Source organism: Mesorhizobium sp. M1328, from assembly GCF_040318075.1.
Lineage (GTDB): Bacteria > Pseudomonadota > Alphaproteobacteria > Rhizobiales > Rhizobiaceae > Mesorhizobium.
The window spans coordinates 51,020-70,522 of sequence record NZ_JAMYLO010000009.1 but is presented as its reverse complement, the minus strand read 5'-3'; the positions used below and the strand labels follow the sequence as shown (position 1 = coordinate 70,522).

General features: G+C 62.6%; 17 protein-coding genes. 3 read left to right on the top strand and 14 right to left on the bottom strand.

The annotated features are described in order from the left end of the window. The first annotated feature begins 29 nt into the window (after nt 1-29). Together fabB and fabI are read left to right on the top strand one after the other, a co-directional pair. Nucleotides 30-1,250 (top strand): beta-ketoacyl-ACP synthase I, encoded by a 1,221-nt coding sequence (gene fabB / locus NKH23_RS17635; RefSeq protein WP_254816276.1) that lies wholly within the window; start codon nt 30-32, stop codon nt 1,248-1,250. 13 nt (nt 1,251-1,263) lie between these two features. Next, a complete protein-coding gene (fabI, locus tag NKH23_RS17630) occupies nt 1,264-2,076 on the top strand; it encodes an enoyl-ACP reductase FabI (protein WP_353025645.1) in 813 nt (270 codons plus the stop codon). Nucleotides 2,077-2,112: 36 nt separating this feature from the next. Here fabI and NKH23_RS17625 read toward each other — a convergent pair whose 3' ends face one another. The 10 genes from NKH23_RS17625 to rimP form a co-directional block, all read right to left on the bottom strand. Next, nucleotides 2,113-3,126, bottom strand: a complete 1,014-nt coding sequence (locus NKH23_RS17625) for a class I SAM-dependent methyltransferase (protein WP_352715794.1) — start codon at nt 3,124-3,126, stop codon at nt 2,113-2,115. Between the two features lie 104 nt (nt 3,127-3,230). Next, the gene (gene pnp, locus NKH23_RS17620; RefSeq protein ID WP_292654001.1) at nt 3,231-5,378 is read right to left on the bottom strand and encodes a polyribonucleotide nucleotidyltransferase; all 2,148 of its coding nucleotides are present in this window, start codon (nt 5,376-5,378) and stop codon (nt 3,231-3,233) included. 409 nt (nt 5,379-5,787) lie between these two features. Then, nucleotides 5,788-6,099, bottom strand: a complete 312-nt coding sequence (gene rpsO, locus NKH23_RS17615; RefSeq protein WP_280940423.1) for a 30S ribosomal protein S15 — start codon at nt 6,097-6,099, stop codon at nt 5,788-5,790. A 140-nt stretch (nt 6,100-6,239) separates the two neighbouring features. Beyond that, complete coding sequence (gene corA / locus NKH23_RS17610) at nt 6,240-7,334, bottom strand: magnesium/cobalt transporter CorA (RefSeq protein ID WP_352715797.1); 1,095 nt, start codon at nt 7,332-7,334, stop codon at nt 6,240-6,242. Nucleotides 7,335-7,480: 146 nt separating this feature from the next. Then, a complete protein-coding gene (gene truB / locus NKH23_RS17605) occupies nt 7,481-8,440 on the bottom strand; it encodes a tRNA pseudouridine(55) synthase TruB (protein ID WP_352978682.1) in 960 nt (319 codons plus the stop codon). Beyond that, the gene (gene rbfA / locus NKH23_RS17600; protein ID WP_352715802.1) at nt 8,440-8,865 is read right to left on the bottom strand and encodes a 30S ribosome-binding factor RbfA; all 426 of its coding nucleotides are present in this window, start codon (nt 8,863-8,865) and stop codon (nt 8,440-8,442) included. Before rbfA ends, truB begins: the two co-directional genes overlap by 1 nt. A 124-nt stretch (nt 8,866-8,989) precedes the next feature. Beyond that, nucleotides 8,990-11,557 (bottom strand): translation initiation factor IF-2, encoded by a 2,568-nt coding sequence (gene infB / locus NKH23_RS17595; protein ID WP_352715804.1) that lies wholly within the window; start codon nt 11,555-11,557, stop codon nt 8,990-8,992. Continuing rightward, nucleotides 11,554-12,204, bottom strand: a complete 651-nt coding sequence (locus NKH23_RS17590; protein WP_023719562.1) for an RNA-binding protein — start codon at nt 12,202-12,204, stop codon at nt 11,554-11,556. The genes infB and NKH23_RS17590 overlap by 4 nt, the downstream gene beginning before the upstream one ends. 38 nt (nt 12,205-12,242) lie before the next feature. Then, entirely contained in the window at nt 12,243-13,838 is a 1,596-nt protein-coding gene (gene nusA / locus NKH23_RS17585) for a transcription termination factor NusA (RefSeq protein WP_023676901.1), read from the bottom strand. A 47-nt stretch (nt 13,839-13,885) separates the two neighbouring features. Further along, the gene (gene rimP / locus NKH23_RS17580; RefSeq protein ID WP_023676900.1) at nt 13,886-14,518 is read right to left on the bottom strand and encodes a ribosome maturation factor RimP; all 633 of its coding nucleotides are present in this window, start codon (nt 14,516-14,518) and stop codon (nt 13,886-13,888) included. Nucleotides 14,519-14,800: 282 nt separating this feature from the next. On the opposite strand from rimP, the gene NKH23_RS17575 reads away from it, so the two are divergent. Further along, on the top strand, nt 14,801-14,965 hold the full coding sequence (locus NKH23_RS17575; RefSeq protein ID WP_352914345.1) for a hypothetical protein: 165 nt from the start codon (nt 14,801-14,803) through the stop codon (nt 14,963-14,965). Nucleotides 14,966-15,025: 60 nt separating this feature from the next. On the opposite strand, the gene trmB is transcribed toward NKH23_RS17575, so the two are convergent. The 4 genes from trmB to lnt all read right to left on the bottom strand — a co-directional run bounded on the left by trmB (nt 15,026) and on the right by lnt (nt 19,501). After that, a complete protein-coding gene (gene trmB, locus NKH23_RS17570) occupies nt 15,026-15,727 on the bottom strand; it encodes a tRNA (guanine(46)-N(7))-methyltransferase TrmB (RefSeq protein WP_352715807.1) in 702 nt (233 codons plus the stop codon). 11 nt (nt 15,728-15,738) lie between these two features. Continuing rightward, the gene (gene metK, locus NKH23_RS17565) at nt 15,739-17,028 is read right to left on the bottom strand and encodes a methionine adenosyltransferase (RefSeq protein ID WP_352715809.1); all 1,290 of its coding nucleotides are present in this window, start codon (nt 17,026-17,028) and stop codon (nt 15,739-15,741) included. Between the two features lie 328 nt (nt 17,029-17,356). After that, a complete protein-coding gene (locus tag NKH23_RS17560; RefSeq protein WP_352715811.1) occupies nt 17,357-17,776 on the bottom strand; it encodes a helix-turn-helix domain-containing protein in 420 nt (139 codons plus the stop codon). A gap of 138 nt (nt 17,777-17,914) precedes the next feature. Further along, a complete protein-coding gene (gene lnt, locus NKH23_RS17555; protein ID WP_352715814.1) occupies nt 17,915-19,501 on the bottom strand; it encodes an apolipoprotein N-acyltransferase in 1,587 nt (528 codons plus the stop codon). Between the last annotated feature and the right edge of the window lie 2 nt (nt 19,502-19,503).

Sequence of the window (19,503 nt, the reverse complement as noted above, 5' to 3'; positions counted from 1 at the left end):
TTCGGAGTCCGCGCTGGAAGGAGTTGCGAATGAGACGGGTCGTAGTCACAGGTCTCGGCATCGTGTCGTCGATCGGTAACAATGCCAACGAGGTGCAGACCTCGCTGCACGATGCAAGGTCCGGCATCAGTTTCTCCGACTCTTTCGCCGAACATGGCTTCCGTTGCCGGGTGTGGGGCGCGCCGACGCTGGATCCATCGGGCATGATCGACCGTCGCGCCATGCGCTTCCTGTCGCAGGGTGCTGCCTGGAACCATGTCGCAATGGACCAGGCGATCGCAGACGCCGGCCTCGACGAGACCGACATCACCAACGAGCGCACCGGCATCGTGATGGGCTCCGGCGGACCGTCGACCCGTGCAATCGTCGAGGCGGCCGAGACGACGATCAAAAACGGCAGCCCCAAGCGGATCGGGCCATTCGCGGTGCCAAAAGCGATGTCGTCGACCGCTTCGGCGACGCTTGCCACCTGGTTCAAGATCCACGGCGTCAACTACTCCATATCATCGGCCTGCTCGACGTCTGCGCATTGCATCGGCAATGGCTACGAGTTGATCCAGTGGGGCAAGCAGGACATAGTCTTCGCCGGCGGCCATGAGGATCTCGACTGGACGATGTCGGACCTGTTCGACGCCATGGGCGCCATGTCGTCCAAGTTCAACGACAGGGCATCGGTCGCCTCCCGCGCCTACGACGTCGATCGCGACGGTTTCGTCATTGCCGGCGGCGCCGGCGTGCTGATTCTTGAAGAGCTCGAGCATGCCAAGGCACGCGGCGCCAAGATCTATGCCGAGATCGTCGGCTATGGCGCGACCTCGGACGGCTATGACATGGTGGCGCCGTCGGGCGAAGGCGCGGCGCGCTGCATGAAGCAGGCGCTCGCAACGGTGTCCTCGCCGGTCGACTACATCAATACGCACGGCACCTCGACGCCGGTCGGCGACTCCAAGGAAATGGGCGCCATCCGCGAGGTGTTCGGCGAGAAGATGCCTTTCATCACGTCGACCAAATCGCTGACCGGCCATTCGCTGGGTGCGGCCGGCGTGCAGGAATCGATCTACTCGATCCTGATGATGCAAGGCGGCTTCATCGGCGAGAGCGCCCATATTGACAACCTCGATCCGGAATTCGAGGGCATGCCGATCGTGCGCAAGCGCATCGACGATGCCAGGATCGACACCGTTTTGTCCAATTCGTTCGGTTTCGGGGGCACCAACGCAACGCTGATTTTCCAGCGCTATTCCGCATAAGGATTTGCCGACCATGGACGGATTGATGAAGGGCAAGCGCGGGCTTGTCATGGGTGTTGCCAACGATCATTCGATCGCCTGGGGTATCGCCCGCAAACTGTCCGAACATGGCGCAGACCTCGCCTTCACCTATCAGGGTGAGGCCTTCGGGCGCCGGGTCAAGCCGCTCGCCGAGAGACTGGGCGCATCCCTGGTGGTGCCTTGCGACGTAGAGGACAGCGCATCGGTCGCTGCCACCTTCGAGACTTTGGGCAAGGCGTGGGGCGGGCTGGATTTCGTCGTCCATGCCATCGGCTTTTCCGACAAGAACGAGCTGAAAGGCCTCTACGCCGACACCAGCCGCGACAACTTCATCCGCACCATGGTGATCTCCTGCTACTCCTTCACCGAGGTCGCCCGTCACGCCGCCACGTTGATGAAGGATAGCGGTTCGATGATCACGCTGACCTATGCCGGTTCGGTCCGCGTCATGCCGAATTACAACGTTATGGGCGTCGCCAAGGCCGGGCTGGAGGCCAGCGTCCGCTATCTAGCCAACGACTACGGCCCGCGCGGCATCAGGGTGAACGGCATATCGGCTGGACCGGTGCGGACGCTTGCGGGCGCCGGGATTTCCGACGCACGCCACATGTTCTCCTATCAGCAGCGCAACTCGCCGCTGCGCCGCACAGTGACCATCGACGAAGTCGGCGGTTCCGCGCTCTATTTGCTGTCCGATCTGTCCTCCGGCGTCACCGGCGAAATCCACTATGTCGATTCCGGCTATCACATCGTGTCCATGCCGACGCTTGACGAGTTGAAGCAGACCGACGGCGGGCGGGAATAGCGCGAGCGACGTGTCGCCGGCTTGCCCCGCAGCGTTTCAGCGCCGCGCCGCGAAGACCTTGAACATGCCGTCGCGGGCGAGCTCCGTATGGCTGGAGAAGGCGGCCGCCAGCACCGGTTCGTAGGGAAGCTGACGGTTCGCCACCATGAACAGCCGGCCGCCCGGCTTCAGCGCCTTGCCTGCCGCGCGGATCATGCCGGCACCGATCTCCGGCTCAGTCGCTCGGCTGCGGTGAAAGGGCGGGTTCATGACGACCGCGTCATAGCGGCGCTCGACCGGCTCGCTCAAAAGATCTATCCAGAAGAAATGTGGCTCCACGCCTGTGTTGCCGACATTGGCCTTCGCCGCCTCCAGCGCCTCGAAATCCGCTTCGTAAAGGTCAAGCGCCGATATGCCGGGTGAGCGGGCGGCGACTTCGGCGGCGACATAGCCCCAACCGGCACAGAAATCCGCAACGCTGCCACGCAGATCGTTGGGCAGATTTTCGACCAGCAGCTTCGATCCCGCATCGATCTTGTCGAACGAAAACATGCCTGGGGCCGTGCGGAAGCGGTCCTCGACGACCAAGTCCGGATTGGCGGCGCGAAGCGTTGCGGCGGCAACGGTATCGGCCGGCCGGCGAAACCAGAAGGCAATGCCGTGATGCTTCGGCAGGTGGCCTTCGAGCGGCACAAGGGCGCCGACATACTTGCGCAGGCTGGCGATACCATCGTCCTTGCCGCCGGCGACGACGATCAACCCGCTTGGTGCTGCGCGTTTGACCGCTTCGGCAACGCGCAACTCGTTTTGGCCGCGATGGCGGCCAGCGAGCACAAATGCCGCGTCGAAAGCGTCGCCTTCGACCTGCGGCGTGACCGCGAAGCCGGACGCCTGCAAGGCGCGAAAGTGCGGCCTGAAGCCTTGGACGAGATGAAGCTTGGCATCAAACCCTTCGGGCAAGCGAAAGCCGGGCTCGGCACCGAGAAAGAGTATGCGTTCATCCTTTCGTGGCAGGGAAACAGCACCGGCCTCGAACGGATGGAAAAGCGTTTTCAGCGGCTCGGCGGACATTCACCACTCTTGAACTGCAAGGCTGTTGTTGAAACGCAAACGGGCGCGACCTTCCGGCGCGCCCGCTTCGATTGCTCTATGCGTTCGACGGAACGCAACCCCGCTTAGGCGGCGTTCTCTTCGCCTTCGCTCTTCTTGTCGCGGACGATTTCCTTGCCGGTAGCCTGGTCGACGACCTTCATCGACAGGCGGACCTTGCCGCGCTCGTCGAAGCCCATCAGCTTGACCCAGACCTTGTCGCCTTCCTTGACCACATCGGAAGTCTTGGCGACGCGGTCATTGGCGAGCTGCGAGATGTGGACGAGGCCGTCGCGCGGACCGAAGAAGTTGACGAAAGCGCCGAAGTCGGCGGTCTTGACGACCGTGCCTTCGTAGATTTCGCCGACTTCCGGCTCGGCGACGATGGTGTGTATCCACTTCTTCGCCGCCTCGATCTCCTTGGCATTGGCCGAAGCGATCTTGACCGTGCCGTCGTCCTCGATGTTGATCTTGGCGCCGGTCTTTTCGACGATCTCGCGGATGACCTTGCCGCCCGAGCCGATCACGTCGCGGATCTTGTCGGTCGGGATGTGCATGACCTCGATGCGCGGCGCGAACTCGCCGAGCTCGGCACGTGCGCCGGACAGCGCATGGGCCATTTCGCCGAGAATGTGCTGACGGCCATCCTTGGCCTGGTCGAGGGCGATCTTCATGATCTCCTCGGTGATGCCCTCGATCTTGATGTCCATCTGCAGCGAGGTGATGCCATAGGCGGTGCCGGCAACCTTGAAGTCCATGTCACCGAGGTGGTCCTCGTCGCCAAGGATGTCGGAGAGCACGGCGAAGCGCTCGCCTTCCTTGATCAGGCCCATCGCAATGCCGGCGACCGGCTTGGCCAGCGGCACGCCTGCGTCCATCAGAGCCAGCGAGGTGCCGCAGACGGTAGCCATCGAGGACGAGCCGTTGGACTCGGTGATCTCCGAAACGACGCGCAACGTATAGGGGAACTGGTCGGCGGTCGGCAGCATCGGCCGGATGGCGCGCCAGGCGAGCTTGCCATGGCCGATTTCGCGGCGGCCCGGCGAACCCATGCGGCCGGTTTCACCGACCGAATAGGGAGGGAAGTTGTAGTGCAGGAGGAACTTCTCCTTGTACATGCCGGTCAGCGAATCGACATACTGCTCGTCCTCGCCGGTGCCGAGCGTGGCGACGACCAGCGCCTGGGTCTCGCCACGGGTGAACAGCGCCGAGCCGTGCGTGCGCGGCAGGACGCCGACTTCCGAGACGATCTTGCGGACCGTCTTCAGGTCGCGGCCATCGATGCGCGAGCCGGTGTCGAGGATGTTCCAGCGCACGACCTTGGCCTGGAGCTCCTTGAACACGGTGCCGATCTGTTCGGACGTGTATTTGGCCTCTTCGCCTTCTGCCGGCGCGAACGCGGCCTTGACCTTCGCCTTGACAGCGTCGACGGCGGCATAGCGCTTCTGCTTGTCGGTGATCTTGTAGGCGTCGCGAAGCTCGCCTTCGACGATCTTGAGCATCTCGGCTTCAAGTGCGGAATAGTCCGGCGCGGTGAAGTCGCGCGGATCCTTGGCGGCGACTTCGGCCAGCTTGATGATCGCGTCGATCACCGGCTGGAAGCCCCTGTGGCCGAACATGACGGCGCCGAGCATCAGATCCTCGCCGAGTTCCTTGGCTTCGGACTCGACCATCAGCACGGCGTCGGCGGTGCCGGCAACGACTAGGTCGAGCTTCGATTCCTGCATCTCGTCGACATGCGGGTTGAGCACGTATTCGCCGTTGATGTAGCCGACGCGTGCGCCGCCAACCGGGCCCATGAACGGCACGCCGGACAAGGTAAGGGCGGCGGAGGTGGCGACGATCGACAGGATGTCCGGGTCATTTTCGAGATCGTGCTGGACGACGGTGACGACGATCTGGGTGTCGTTCTTGTAGCCTTCGGCGAAGAGCGGGCGGATCGGGCGGTCGATCAGGCGGGAAACGAGCGTTTCCTTCTCGCTCGGACGGCCTTCACGCTTGAAATAGCCACCCGGGATTTTGCCGGCGGCGTAAGTCTTTTCCTGGTAGTTGACCGTCAGCGGAAAGAAATCGAGGCCGGGCTTCGGCTCTTTCATCGAGACGACGGTGGCGAGAACCTTGGTTTCGCCATAGGTGGCCAGCACCGCGCCGTCAGCCTGACGTGCGATCTTGCCGGTTTCGAGAATGAGCGGACGGCCGCCCCATTCGATTTCCACTTTGTGGTAATTGAACATGTCTTGTCCTTCGTATGCGGAAAGGGCCGCGCCGTTTCAGCGTGCGCGGATGCCCCTTTCCCTTGGCTTCCTTTCTCGGGCAGCCACGGGCAAGACAACGGGAAGCTCGGCTATTCGGCGCATTTGCCGCACGAGCGTCCTGCAATCCTGCCCCATGACCGTCCATGGGCGGTTTCGAGTGGCCCTCTGCTGTTTCGAAACCGGGTTGGCCAATCGATCCGACTGGCCTTGCGCGTGAACCCGAAAACCAGGTTTTCGGAAAGTATCCTGCGCAAATCTAAAACTTCAGAGCGTCCTTTGCGCATCCAAACCGGTGCGCGGCGCTCTGCTTTCTTCATTGGAGCCTTGGATGATCCGATGCTCCAATGCGCGACCGGCGGGCTCTCGAAAGAACCCGCCGGTCAATTCGTCAACGGCGCAGACCGAGCTTCTCGATCAGCGTCTGATAGCGCGCGTCGTCCTTGCGCTTGAGATAATCAAGCAGGCTGCGGCGCTGGGAAACGAGAGCGAGCAGACCACGGCGGGAATGGTTATCCTTCTTGTGGTCCTTGAAATGGTCGGTCAGGTTCTTGATGCGCTCGGAAAGGATGGCCACCTGGACTTCCGGAGACCCGGTATCGCCCTTGGCGGTTGCGAATTCGCCCATCAATTCCTTCTTGCGTTCGGCAGTAATCGACATCGTGTTTTTCCTTGTCTGTTTGAGGAAACGGGACGCCCTCAGCCGGGATGTCGTCCAGCAGGGGCCGGTGCAAGCAACGCGTCAAAGCGCGAAGCTGCGGCGCATATAGTGCAATTCCGACAAAAAGGCCAGCCCAATTCACAAGCCGGCTTTTTGCTGCATAAACGGGCACTTCCGCCTAGTCAGAGCCATTTCTTCCATTTGAAGTATGCGTAGAGCCCGACCGCAACAATCGCCATGAAGACGAGCGACAGGGGATAGCCGTAATAGGCTTTCAGCTCCGGCATATTCCACGGCGAGGTGTCGGGGTCGAAATTCATGCCCCATACGCCGACGAGAAAGGTGAGCGGCATGAAGATCACCGAGACGATGGTCAAATAGCTGATGACGTCGTTGGTGCGCGCCTGGCTGAGCGACAGGTGCATCTCGATCAGGCCGGTCAGCATATCGCGCTGGGTTTCGACCAGTTCGATCAATCGCAGCGAATGATCCAGCGTGTCGTTCAGGAATAATTTGGTTTCGGCCTTCACATAAGAGACGTCGTTGCGGATCATGGTCGCCAGCGCGTCGCGCATCGGCCAAAGCACGCCCTTCAGCACATTGGCGTCGCGCCGCAATTCGTGAAGTTGCCGCATCTGGTGCTTGTGCGCCTGGTTCAGCATCTGGTCCTCGATGCTGTCGACCAATTCGCCAGCAGCCTCGATCGGCGGGAAATAGCTGTCGACGATAGCGTCGATCAGAGCATAGGCGAGATAGTCGGCGCCGCGCGAGCGCAAGCGGTTGGGCACCGAGCTTGCGATCCGCTTGCGCACGGGATCGAACGGGTCGCCTTCGCGCTCCTGGAAGGTGACGACGAAGTTCTTGCCGAAGAAGACGGCGATCTGTTCGTAACGGTGCGCGGTGACGTCGTCGATCATCCTGACGACGACAAAGGCATGGTCCTCGAAGAAATCCACCTTGGGCCGCTGACCGGTGTTGACGACATCTTCCAGCGCCAGCGGATGCAGGTTGAAGATCCGGCCGATCTCCTCGATCAGCTGGATGTTGGCGAGGCCTGTGCAGTCGAGCCAGATGATCGGCCAATTGTGGCAATGGGTGTTGACGTCGTCGATGCTGGCATTGTCGATCGTCTTGAACTTTTCAGGCGAGATCAAAGTCAGCCTGAGCTCGGAGCGGCGCGCCGCCGGGTCGGCGATCAGCGTGCCCGGCGAAGCCCCGACCGGCGGCCGCCGTGTTTTGAGCGCCGCTCGCTTGTTGACCGTGTCAGCCTTTGCCATGTGCCCCCTCGAGTGCAGCATCGAACGGCACTACAGCACAGCGCATCCTTTCGGACGGCAAACGGCGCCGTAGCCCTGTTGATTTAGCGCATGATCCTTTCCCAAAATAGAATCCGGTTTGGAGATCATGCGCCGGGCGACAGCTGTTACCCGACAAAGACCCGCTTTGGCTTGAACATGCCTTGCTCGATGGCGCCGATGGCGACCAGCTTGCCGCGCGCGGTGGCGCAGGCCTCCTCAGCTTCTACCGGCGCGTCACGGCCGCGAATGATGACCGGATTGCCAAGGCGGATTTTGGTTGCCGCATCGTCGCTGATCGCAACCTGCGGCAAGCATTCGAGCGCCGCCGCGGTGTCGACCAGAAGTGCATCGATGGCACCGAAGTCGATCGGCGCGTCCGCTGCTTGCGAACCTTCCTCGCTCCGTTCGCCGAAGCGGGCGGCTTCCAACTCGGCCAGGGTGACGAAATCTTCCTGCGTAAACGGCTCGACCTCGACCCGCCGCAGCTCGGCGATGTGACCAAAACAGCCAAGGTCGCGGCCCATGTCGCGGGCCAGCGAGCGGACATAGGTGCCCTTGCCGCATTCGACCTCGAAGATGGTGCGATCGGCCATATGCTCGACCAGGTCGAGCCGGCCGATCTCGACCTCGCGTGCTGGAATGTCGACCGTCTCGCCATCGCGGGCAAGGTCGTAGGCGCGCTCGCCCGCGATCTTGATGGCCGAGAATTGCGGCGGTGTCTGCATGATCACGCCGGTATATTTCGAAAGCAGCGCCAGCACTTCGGATTCCGCCGGACGGCGGTCCGAGCTTTTGGTCGCCGGGCCTTCGAGGTCGTCGGTCGAACGCTCCTCGCCCCAGGCAACCGTGAAGCGGTAGACCTTGGCGCCGTCCTGGACGTAAGGCACGGTCTTGGTCGCTTCGCCAAGCGCGATCGGCAGCATGCCCGACGCAAGCGGGTCGAGCGTGCCGGCATGGCCGGCCTTTTCCGCCTGGAACAGCCATTTGATCTTGGAGACGGCTTCGGTCGAGCCCATGCCGACCGGCTTGTCCAGTACCAGCCAGCCCGAGATCGGCCGGCCCTTCTTCTTGCCGCGGCGCGCCACTATTCGCCGTCCTTCTTGTCGTCTTTGTCTTTGTCGTCGGCGCTGAGATCGCGCGCCACTTCGGGCGAGTGCAGCAATTCGTTGATCTTTTGGAAATTGTCGTAGCTGGTATCGAGCCGGAAGCGGAATTCCGGCATGTACTTCATCTGCCGCAGCGCGCCGGAGACGCGGCCGCGGACGAACTTCGCATGCTTGTTGAGCGCTTCGACCACCGCACCGGCATCCTTGGCGCCGAGCGGCGAGACGAAGGCGGTGGCGATCTTCAGATCGGGCGACATGCGCACCTCGGAGACCGAGACCACTGTGTTCTCGATCAGCGGGTCGAGGATCTCGCCGCGCTGCAAGGTTTCGGACAGCGCATGGCGCACCTGCTCGCCGACGCGCAGCATGCGCTGGGATGGGCCTGACGGGGTCGAACGGGGCATTTTCCTCGGTCCTGAAATCGTGAAGCGCGGGATGGAACCGCGCCGCATGTCTCATATGGTTTGGGCGGCGGCCTTTCGACCACCGCCCGGTCTCAATATGTGGTCGAACTCAAGGTGCTCGAATTCAGAGCGTCCTGGTCACCATCTCGACGCGGAAGCACTCGATGACGTCACCGACGCGCATATCCTCGTAGTTCTGGAAGGCCATGCCGCATTCCTGGCCGCCCGGAACTTCCGAAACCTCATCCTTGAAGCGCTTCAGGGTCTTCAGCGTGCCTTCGTGGATGACGACGTTGTCGCGGATCAGGCGGACGCCCGCACCACGCTCGACCTTGCCTTCGGTGACACGGCAGCCGGCGATCTTGCCGACCTTGGTGATGTCGAAGATTTCGAGGATCTCGGCATTGCCGATGAAGGTCTCGCGACGCTCCGGCGAGAGCAGGCCGGAGAGCGCCGCTTTCACATCGTCGACCAGATTGTAGATGATCGAATAGTAGCGGATCTCGATGCCTGCCGCAGCTGCGGCCGCGCGGGCCTGCGCATTGGCGCGAACGTTGAAGCCGATGATCGCAGCCCCGGAGGTTTCCGCCAGCGACACGTCGCTTTCGGTGATACCGCCAGCCCCCGCATGGACGATGCGGGCGCGTACCTCGTCGGTGCCGAGATTGTCGAGCGCCGCGTTGATCGCCTCGATCGAGCCCTGCACGTCGCCCTTGATGACCAGCGGGAATTCCTTCAATCCGCTGGTCTGCAATTGCGACATCATCTGTTCAAGCGAGCCGCGCTGGCCGGCATGCCTGGCCACCGCCTTCTCGCGCGCCAGGCGCTGGCGATATTCAGTGATCTCGCGGGCGCGGGCCTCGTTGTTGACAACGGCGAAGCGGTCGCCGGCCAGCGGCGTACCTTGCAGACCGAGGACTTCCACCGGCATTGCCGGCGGCGCTTCCTTGACCTGCTCGCCGCGATCGTTGACCAGCGCGCGTACCCGGCCCCACTCGTTGCCGGCGACGAGAATGTCGCCCGGCATCAACGTGCCGGTCTGCACCAGCACGGTTGCGACTGGGCCGCGGCCCTTGTCGAGTTGGGCTTCGATGACAACGCCTTCGGCGGTGCGGTCCGGATTGGCCTTCAGGTCGAGGATTTCGGCCTGCAGCAGGATCGCTTCGAGCAACTTGTCGAGATTGATGCCCTTAGTCGCCGACACCTCGACATCCAGCACCTCGCCGCCCATGGATTCGACGAACACCTCATGGCGCAGCAGTTCCGAGCGCACCTTCTGCGGGTCGGCGTCGTGCTTATCGATCTTGTTGATCGCCACGATGATCGGAACGCCGGCCGCCTTGGCGTGATTGATCGATTCGATCGTCTGCGGCATCACGCTGTCGTCGGCCGCCACCACGAGAATGGCAATATCGGTCGCCTGGGCGCCGCGGGCACGCATCGCCGTGAAGGCGGCGTGGCCGGGCGTGTCGATGAAGGTAATTTTGTTACCGTTCTTCTCGACCTGATAGGCGCCGATATGCTGGGTAATGCCACCGGCTTCGCCGGACACCACGTTGGCATTTCGGATTGCATCGAGCAACGAGGTCTTGCCGTGATCGACATGGCCCATGATCGTTACCACCGGCGGACGCGGCTGCAGGTCCTCGGGACGATCGGCGATGTTGAACAAGCCCTCTTCGATGTCGGACTCGGCGACGCGACGGACCGTGTGGCCAAATTCGGTCGCGACCAGTTCGGCCGTGTCGGCGTCGATGACGTCGCCAGGCTTCAGGATCTGGCCCTGCTTCATGAAGAACTTGACCACGTCGACAGCGCGCTCGGACATGCGCTGCGCCAGCTCCTGGATGGTGATGGTTTCGGGCAGGATCACTTCACGCATGACTTTCTCGCGTGGCTCGTTATGCAACGCGCGCTTGAATTTCTCCTGACGGCGGCGCATCGACGACAGCGAGCGGGCGCGCGCATCCTCGTCGGAGAGCGCCGAATTCAGCGTCAGCTTGCCGCGGCGGCGGTCTTCCTCGCCCTTGGTCGGCTTGGCTGGACGCGCCACTTCGGGCGTGACCAGACGGCGCACTGGTGCACCGGCACCCGTCCGCTTCGGCTTGACCTCTTCCTCGTCATCGACTGTCGCCAGTTCGGCGGCCAGGGGCGCACGGCGGCGTGCCTCTTCCTCGGCACGGCGGCGGGATTCGGCCTCGGCTTGCAGCCGCGCCTCTTCCTCGGCCTGACGGCGGGCCGATTCCTCGCGCTCGCGGCGGCGGCGCTCTTCGTCCTCGCTGCGGCGCTTGGCCTCCTCGATGGCGCGTTGGCGATCCTCGACGTCGCGCACCTTCGAGCCTTCGAGAGCCCGGCGGCGTGCTTCCATTTCCTGGCGCGATAATTCGTTCAGCACCATGCCGCTGCGTTCGACTGGCGGCGGAGGCGGCGCCGCCTTGGGAGCTTCCTGCACGGCAGGCGCTGCCGCGACCGGCTTCGGCGTGAAGACGGACACAGGCGCTGCCGCCGGCTCCGGCTTGTCGCCGGGCAGCGAGAACTTGCGCTTCTTGGTCTCGACAACCACCGACTTGGTGCGGCCGTGCGAGAAGTTCTGGCGCACAGTGCCCTGTTCCATACCGGGGCGCTTCAGCGTCAAGGTCTTCTTCGGCGTAACACTCAGCGTCTTGTCGTCGCCCGATTTCGTATCGCTCATTCCATATCCTCTGCGGCATCATCTTCGTCAGCAACGGCCGCAAGCATTGCCAGATCGTCCGGGGAACCGCCCCGATATCGGTCGAGCGCAACCATACGCTTCTGGACCGCCCTGCCCGCGTCTCCCGCGAGAACGGCAGCATGTATCACATTTGTACCCCCCAATGCCAAGCTCAACTCGGCCTCGGAGAAAAGTTTGTAAGCGCGGATCGCAGGCCCGCCGAGGTGGACGGTTGCCCGTCGCGCCTGGCTTATCTTGCGGACGCCATCGTCGGAAGCCTCGGTCGCGTGGAGCACGAAAAGTGCAAGTCCGCCGCGCACGGCGCTCTCGACCTTGGTCGCTCCGAGCGCTATGGCGCCCGCCTTGCGGGCCAGGCCAAGCATGCCCAGAGCGGACCTGGAAAGCAGCGCGTCGACCATGCCGCCAAGATCGGCTGGCACGGTCACCTGCGCCTTAAAAGCACGGGCAAACAGGTTCTTCGCCGCTGCCTTGTCTATATGTAGGCGGTCGGCGGTCACCCAGCAACCGCGGCCGGGCAGGTTTCTCTTGATGTCCGGAACGACGGCCGAATCCGGGCCGACGACGAAACGGATCAGCTCATCCGGTTCGGCTTGCCTGCGGGTGACGATGCAGGTGCGATCGTTCATCTCGTCCAAGGGCGGGTTCGGTGCGATGCGGTTTCACCTCACGCACCGACGGTTTCGTCAGCCGGCACGCCCTCGGCAGCAAGCTCGTCTTCGGTGATCCAGCCAGCCTTTAGGCGGGCGGCCAAGACCATCTGCTCGGCATCGGCGCGCGACACACCATGATTGGCGAGCACACCCGGGAATACCTTCGTCTCGCCGTCCTTGCGTTCCTTCCAGCCGGTCAGGTCGTCGGCGGCGTAGCCGGCGAAATCCTCGATCGTCTTCACGCCGTCCTCGCCGAGCGTCACCATCATGGCGGTGGTGATGCCGGGAATCTCGCGCAGCTCGTCCTTGACGCCGAGCGCCTTGCGCTTCTCGTCATGCTCGGCTTCGATCTTTTCCAGATATTCGCGGGCGCGGGTCTGGATTTCCGAAGCCGTGTCCTCGTCGAAGCCGTCGATCGACGCGATTTCGCCGGAGTCGACATACGCGACCTCCTCGACGCTGGTGAAGCCTTCGGAAGCGAGCACCTGGCCGACCATCTCGTCGACGTCGAGGGCTTCCATGAACAGCGACGACCGTTCGACGAATTCCTTCTGGCGCCGTTCGCTCTCTTCCTGCTCGGTCAGAATGTCAATGTCCCAGCCGGTGAGCTGCGACGCAAGACGGACGTTTTGGCCACGGCGGCCGATGGCCAGCGACAGCTGATCGTCGGGAACGACGACCTCGATGCGCTCGGCATCCTCGTCGAGCACGACCTTGGCGACTTCCGCCGGCTGCAACGCATTGACGATGAAGGACGCGGCCGAAGGCGACCACGGAATGATGTCGATTTTCTCGCCCTGCAATTCGCCGACGACCGCCTGGACGCGGCTGCCGCGCATGCCGACGCAGGCGCCGACCGGATCGATGGAGCTGTCGCGCGAGATGACAGCGATCTTGGCGCGCGAACCCGGATCGCGGGCGACCGACTTGATCTCGATGATGCCGTCGTAGATTTCCGGCACTTCCATAGTGAACAGCTTCGCCATGAACTGCGGATGGGTGCGCGACAGGAAGATCTGCGGGCCGCGCTGTTCGCGGCGCACGTCATAGACATAGGCGCGGACGCGATCGCCATACTTGTAGTTTTCGCGCGGGATCAGCTCGTCGCGGCGGATGATCGCCTCGCCGCGGCCGAGATCGACGATGACGTTGCCGTATTCGACGCGCTTGACGGTGCCGTTGACGATCTCGCCGATACGGTCCTTGTATTCGTCATATTGCCGGTCGCGCTCGGCCTCGCGCACCTTCTGCACGATAACCTGCTTGGCCGACTGGGCGGCGATGCGACCGAAATCCATCGGCGGCAGCTGTTCGGCGATGAAATCGCCGAGCTGGGCGTCCGGATTGCGCTCGCGCGCCGAGGAAATGGCAATCTGCGTCGCGTAATCGTCGACCTTCTCGACCACTTCCATCAGCCGTTGCAGCTTCATCTCGCCGGTGTTGGCGTTGATGTCGGCGCGGATGTTGGTTTCCTGGCCGTAACGCGAGCGCGCGGCCTTCTGGATCGCATCGGCCATGGCGGCGATGACGATCGACTTGTCGATCGACTTTTCACGCGCGACCGCATCGGCGATCTGCAGCAGTTCAAGCCTGTTGGCGCTTACAACCATCTTCTTTCTCCCGAGCTTGTTGCCAACCTTTACGGCCGGCAGCCCAATCACATTTCCTGTTCGGTTTCGTCTTCCGCACCCTCTGGTGCATCTTCGGGTTCGCCGCGGCGTTTCCTGGCTTCCTTGCGCGCCCGATTGTCCTTCGACAGCGCATCGCGGATAAGGTCGTCGGTCAGAATCAGCCGCGCTTCGGCAATCGCATCGTAGGGGACACGCACCGTAGGCTCCTCGCCGTAAGCGGCCTTGTCGCGCTCGATCAGCACACCGTCCGCGTCGCTTTCGGCGATCTTGCCCTTGAAGCGCTTGCGGTCGGCGACGAGAACCGACGTTTCCATCTTCACCAGATGGCCGGTCCAGGCTGCAAAGTCCGATTTGCGGACCAGCGGCCGGTCGATGCCCGGCGACGATACTTCGAGATGATAAGCCTTCTCGATCGGATCATCGACATCGAGCGCCGGCGACACCGCCCGGCTGACCTCTTCACAATCCTCGACCGTCATGGTGCCGTCCTCGCGCTCGGCCATGATCTGCAGCGTCAGCCCGTTCTGGCCCGACAGGTGCACACGCACCAAGCGGAAGCCGATGGCGCGCAGTACCGGCTGAACGATCAGCGCGATGCGCGCATCGATGCCGCTTTCGCGGATGATGCGGTCGTCGCCTTCGCTTGCCGTCACTGTCATTCGGTCCCTGTCGCTCGATTCCTGTTTGGCCGGCAGGTAATAAAAAAGAGCGGGACCGGGTGGACCCACTCTTCGTCATACCGACCAAGAATTTGAAGCTGATATAGACGATCATGGTGCTCGTTTCAAGCCCGTCGTGCATAACAGCAAGGGTCGAGTCCGCAGCGCTGCGCCAAATGCATGGCGCCCATGCAGTGATCCCCCTTTGAGCACCGGCGACGCACGACTATCTATGTTGCATTGCACAATTGGAGCGCTCACTGCGCTCGAAAGGGTACCACCATGAACAATCGTGGATTTTTTTCAGCCATAGGCGATGTCTTTAGCGTGTTCGGCAGCGCCGTAGCAGCGTCGCGGGCTGTGGAAAGCGGTCGCAAGCCGCATGCGCATGATTTGCGCAATCTAGGCATGGAGCCGGCCGCCTTCGACAAGATCCGTCGCTTCTGAGCCATGTGAGCGACGAGAGCCTTCGGCCCGCTCGCCTTTTGCTCAGCTCGGATTTCCTGCTTATTTCCGCACGAAGGTGAGATAGGCGGGCCGTCGGCCTTCGCGAATGGCCTTGGCCTCATAGCGCGTCCCCGGCCAGCCATCATAGGGCCGGTGCCAGTCGGTTGCTTCGCTTGCCTGCCACATGAAGGCGCCGTGCGCCCGGCAATGCAGCAGTGTCCAGTTCACATAGCTGTCGATGTCGGACGCAAAGTGGAACTTTCCGCCTTGCTTCAGGACGCGCGCGAAGCGGTCGAGATTGATCGGGCTGACGAAGCGCCGCTTCCAGTGTTTCTTCTTCGGCCACGGATCCGGGTAGAGAAGATCGATGCCGTCAAGCGAAGCCTGCGGCAGCCAGTCCAGCAGGCGTGTGGCGTCGTCGTCATAGACGCGCAGATTGGCAAGCGGCCGCTCCCGGACCGCCATCATCATCTTGGCCATGCCGTTGACGAAGGGCTCGACGCCGATAAAGCCGGTCGCCTGGCTGGCCGTGGCACGGTGCAGAAGATGTTCGCCGCCGCCAAAACCGATTTCGAGCTGGACAGCCGAAACTTCGGCTTCGAAAAGGCTGCGCAGATCGGCTGGCGGTTCGACCGTCAGATCGAGCCTGTAAACGGCGAAGCCGCTCTCCAGCGCCGCCGCCTGTCGCGGTCGAATGGTCTTGCCGCGCCGGCGACCGAAAAATGCCTCGGTCGCACGGCTTGGCCGGTCCTTCGGGTCCATAGGCGCCGCGGTTAGGCGGCGACTGCTTCGGCGACTGGTTCGGCGAGAGCGTCCTTGAGCGCCTTGGCGAGATCGGTCTTCTCCCAGGAGAAGGATCCGTCGCGGCCGGCCTTGCGGCCAAAATGGCCGTAGGACGACGTCTTGGCATAGATCGGCTTGTTGAGATCGAGGTGGCGGCGGATGCCGGACGGCGACAGGTCCATCACGGTGCGCAGCGCACGCTCGAGCTTTGCCTCGTCGACCTTGCCGGTGCCGTGCAGGTCGACGTAGATCGACAGCGGCTGGGCGACACCGATCGCATAGGAAAGCTGGATAGTGCAACGATCGGCAAGCTTCGCGGCAACCACGTTCTTGGCGAGATAGCGCGCCGCATAGGCCGCCGAGCGGTCGACCTTGGTGGTGTCCTTGCCAGAAAAAGCGCCGCCGCCATGAGGCGCAGCCCCACCATAGGTGTCGACGATGATCTTGCGGCCGGTCAGGCCGGCGTCGCCGTCAGGCCCGCCGATGACGAACTTGCCGGTCGGGTTGATGTACCAGTTGCAATTATCGGCGATCTTCAGGTCGCCCAGTGCTTCGCGAATATAGGGCTCGACGACGTTGCGCACCTTCTTCGAATCCCACGTCTCATCGAGATGCTGGGTCGACAGCACGATCTGCGTCACTTCCGCCGCTTTGCCGTCGACATAGCGGACTGTAACCTGGCTCTTGGCATCCGGCCCGAGCCTGCCTGCATCACCGCTGCCTTCATGGCGCGCAGCGGCCAGCAGTTCGAGGATCTTGTGGCTGTAGTAGATCGGCGCCGGCATCAGGTCCGGCGTCTCGCGGCAGGCATAGCCGAACATAATGCCCTGGTCGCCGGCTCCTTCCTCGCCTTGCCGGTCGGAGGCGTTGTCGACGCCTTGGCCGATATCCGGCGACTGGCCGTGCAGCAGGACCTCGATCTTGGCCGTCTTCCAGTGGAAGCCTGCCTGCTCGTAGCCGATTTCGCGGATTGCCTTGCGGGCGACCGACTTGAACTTGGCCGGGTTGACAAGCGGATGACCGGCCGCATCCTTCAGGATGTTGCCCTCCTTGTCCTTCTTGAGCAGCGTCTCGGGGACGCGCACCTCACCGGCGATGACAACGCGATTGGTCGTCGCAAGCGTCTCGCAGGCAACGCGGACCTTCCACGGGTCCATGCCGGTCTTTCTGGCTTCGCGATAGACGAGATCTACAATCTCGTCGGAGATACGGTCGCAGACCTTGTCGGGATGGCCCTCGGCAACGGATTCCGAGGTGAAGAAGTAATTGTGCCGCGTCACGGGTGTCCCCTCTTGAAAAAATATCGGCAGGCTGCCGATTTTGGCGCGCCAGTTGTTAACGGTGCCGGGCGCCGCTCGTCAAGCCGTGCAGCCGTTCTGGCATGAATTTTGACGTTATTATCTTTGCATCCCGAGATGGCGGCAGGGCGCACTGCCATCAGCCCTTGCACCAACAGACTGAGGAAAATGGCTTCGAGGAAGCGTGTCGGGCAAAATCGATCCGCGCTTTAGCGCATCTGCGGAATGCACATCCCTCGATGCGCGCAGCCGCGAGAAATTACATCCCAGCTACGACGACCTCTTCCTCTTTGAACTCTTCACGGGCCAGTCAATCGACCTCGTCGGCGGAGAGCGACTTCACAAGCTCAATGATCTTGCGGCGCACTTTCACGTCGGCGATCTTGACGAAGGCGCGGTTCAGCTGGAGGCCTTCCGGGCTGCCGCAGAACGCGACGGCGGAGGTCATCGACGCATCCTCGGCAAATCCACGGTTGCCCACGGGCTCCTGACCGGGCGCATCCTCGAAAAAGAAGGCGACGGGCACGCCGAGTATGGAGGCGATTGCCTGCAAACGGCTGGCGCCGACGCGATTGGTGCCCTTTTCGTACTTTTGGATCTGCTGGAACGTTATGCCGAGGTTTTCGCCCAGTTTTTCCTGGCTCATTCCCAGCATATTGCGGCGAAGCCGGATACGGCTTCCGACGTGGATGTCGATCGGATTCGGCTTTTTCTTGTTTTCTTCTGTCATTTTTTCCTCGCCGAATTTTTCCGGCTTTTTCTATTTTGCTGCCCAAACGAAGACGGCGGCCCGTGCCCCAACAGAACGACCTATCGACTTCGATAATTTTTCAGGCGCTTACAGTATGAGTTTCTAATGCGTCGGCTGTCAATTCGCCCGTAGCCTTTGCCTTACGTTCAAAATGCATGCCGCAACGGCAAGCAAAAACATGATCAGCATTCCGTTAATGCGTCGTTGGCCGGAGGAAACGATGGCTTGGTTGGAGATCGGCACACGCACATCGATGGCGCCGCGTGCATCGATTGCCAGCGCGTCGACGATGCGACCGCGCGGGTCGACAACGGCCGAAATGCCGTTATTAGCCGCGCGCAACAGGGGCACCCCATTCTCCACCGCCCGGATCTGCGCCTGCCTGAAGTGCTGGTACGGCCCCGGCGTGTCGCCGAACCAGGCGTCATTGGTGACGTTCACAATAAGCTCGGCTGACGTAGCGTCAACTGCGATCAGATCGGGAAAGATGACCTCATAGCAAATAAACGGCAGCGCCAGGATGCCGCCGGGCAGCGCGATCGGGTGCCGCTCATTGCCGGCCGCGAAGGTCATCGGGCCGGCAACAAGCTGCTCAAGCCCGAAGCGGCCGAGCAGATCGGCGAAAGGTAGATATTCGCCAAAGGGTACCAGATGGACCTTGTCCACGGCATCGACGATTTCGCCCCTTTCGTCGATCGCCACTACCGAGTTGTAGTAACGGCTGCCGGTCGCCGAGCCGCCTTCCTCGCGAACGACGCCGGCAACCAGCATCTGGCCATCGCCAAGCATCTCTCCGATGGCAGGCAGGGCATCCGGACGTTCGGTGAACAGAAACGGCACGGAGGTCTCCGGCCACAGGATCAATTGCGGCCTGTCATGGCCGGGTTCCGGCGCCTTGGCCGAAAGGCCCATCATGGTGGCGAAGATGCGGTCACGCACCGAGGCATCCCATTTTTCCGTGAGGTCGACGGCAGGCTGCACGATACGGACGTCGAGGCTGCGGGCCGCCGGCTTTTCGGGGGCGGCGAGCCTGATATAACCGAAGCCGGCATCGGCGGCGACGAGAACGACAAGCAATGCCGCGCCGAGGCGAAGCTGCTGGCGCGCCGCAAGCAGGGCCGGGAGCGCGAAGACGAAGACCGCAAGGGCGTTCATGCCGACCATGCCGGTCACCGATACGCTCTGCATCAGCAAAGGCACCGGCATCGCCGCATAGCCGACGGCATTCCACGGAAAGCCGGTGAACAGGAAGCCGCGCAGCCATTCCGCCAGCGCAAAACCGAAGGCGAGCGCGGCGATGCGGCCAATGTCGTTGCTCCACAACAGCCGGGCAACCACGGCAGCGAAACCGTAAAAGAAGGCCAGCGCGAGGGGGATGCCGACCACCGCGAACGGCAAGGCCCAGGCAAAGCTGTCGGCCTCGACCAGCAGCGCCGAGCCGACCCACCAGAGACCGGCAAGAAAGTAACCGAAACCGAACCACCAGCCGGTGGCGAAAGCCGGCCGCAAGCGCCGCAGAAAACCGTCCGAGGCTTCGCCGGTCGCGCCGTCGAGGAGCCACACCAGCAGCGGGAACGAAACGAAACAGACGGCGAAGAAATCGTAAGGCGCCTGGGCAAGAACCGCCAGCGCCCCGGCAAGAAACGCCACCAGCGCGCGCCGCCAGCCCCAAAGCAGAATTATCCGGCCGGCCTGGCGCTCCATCT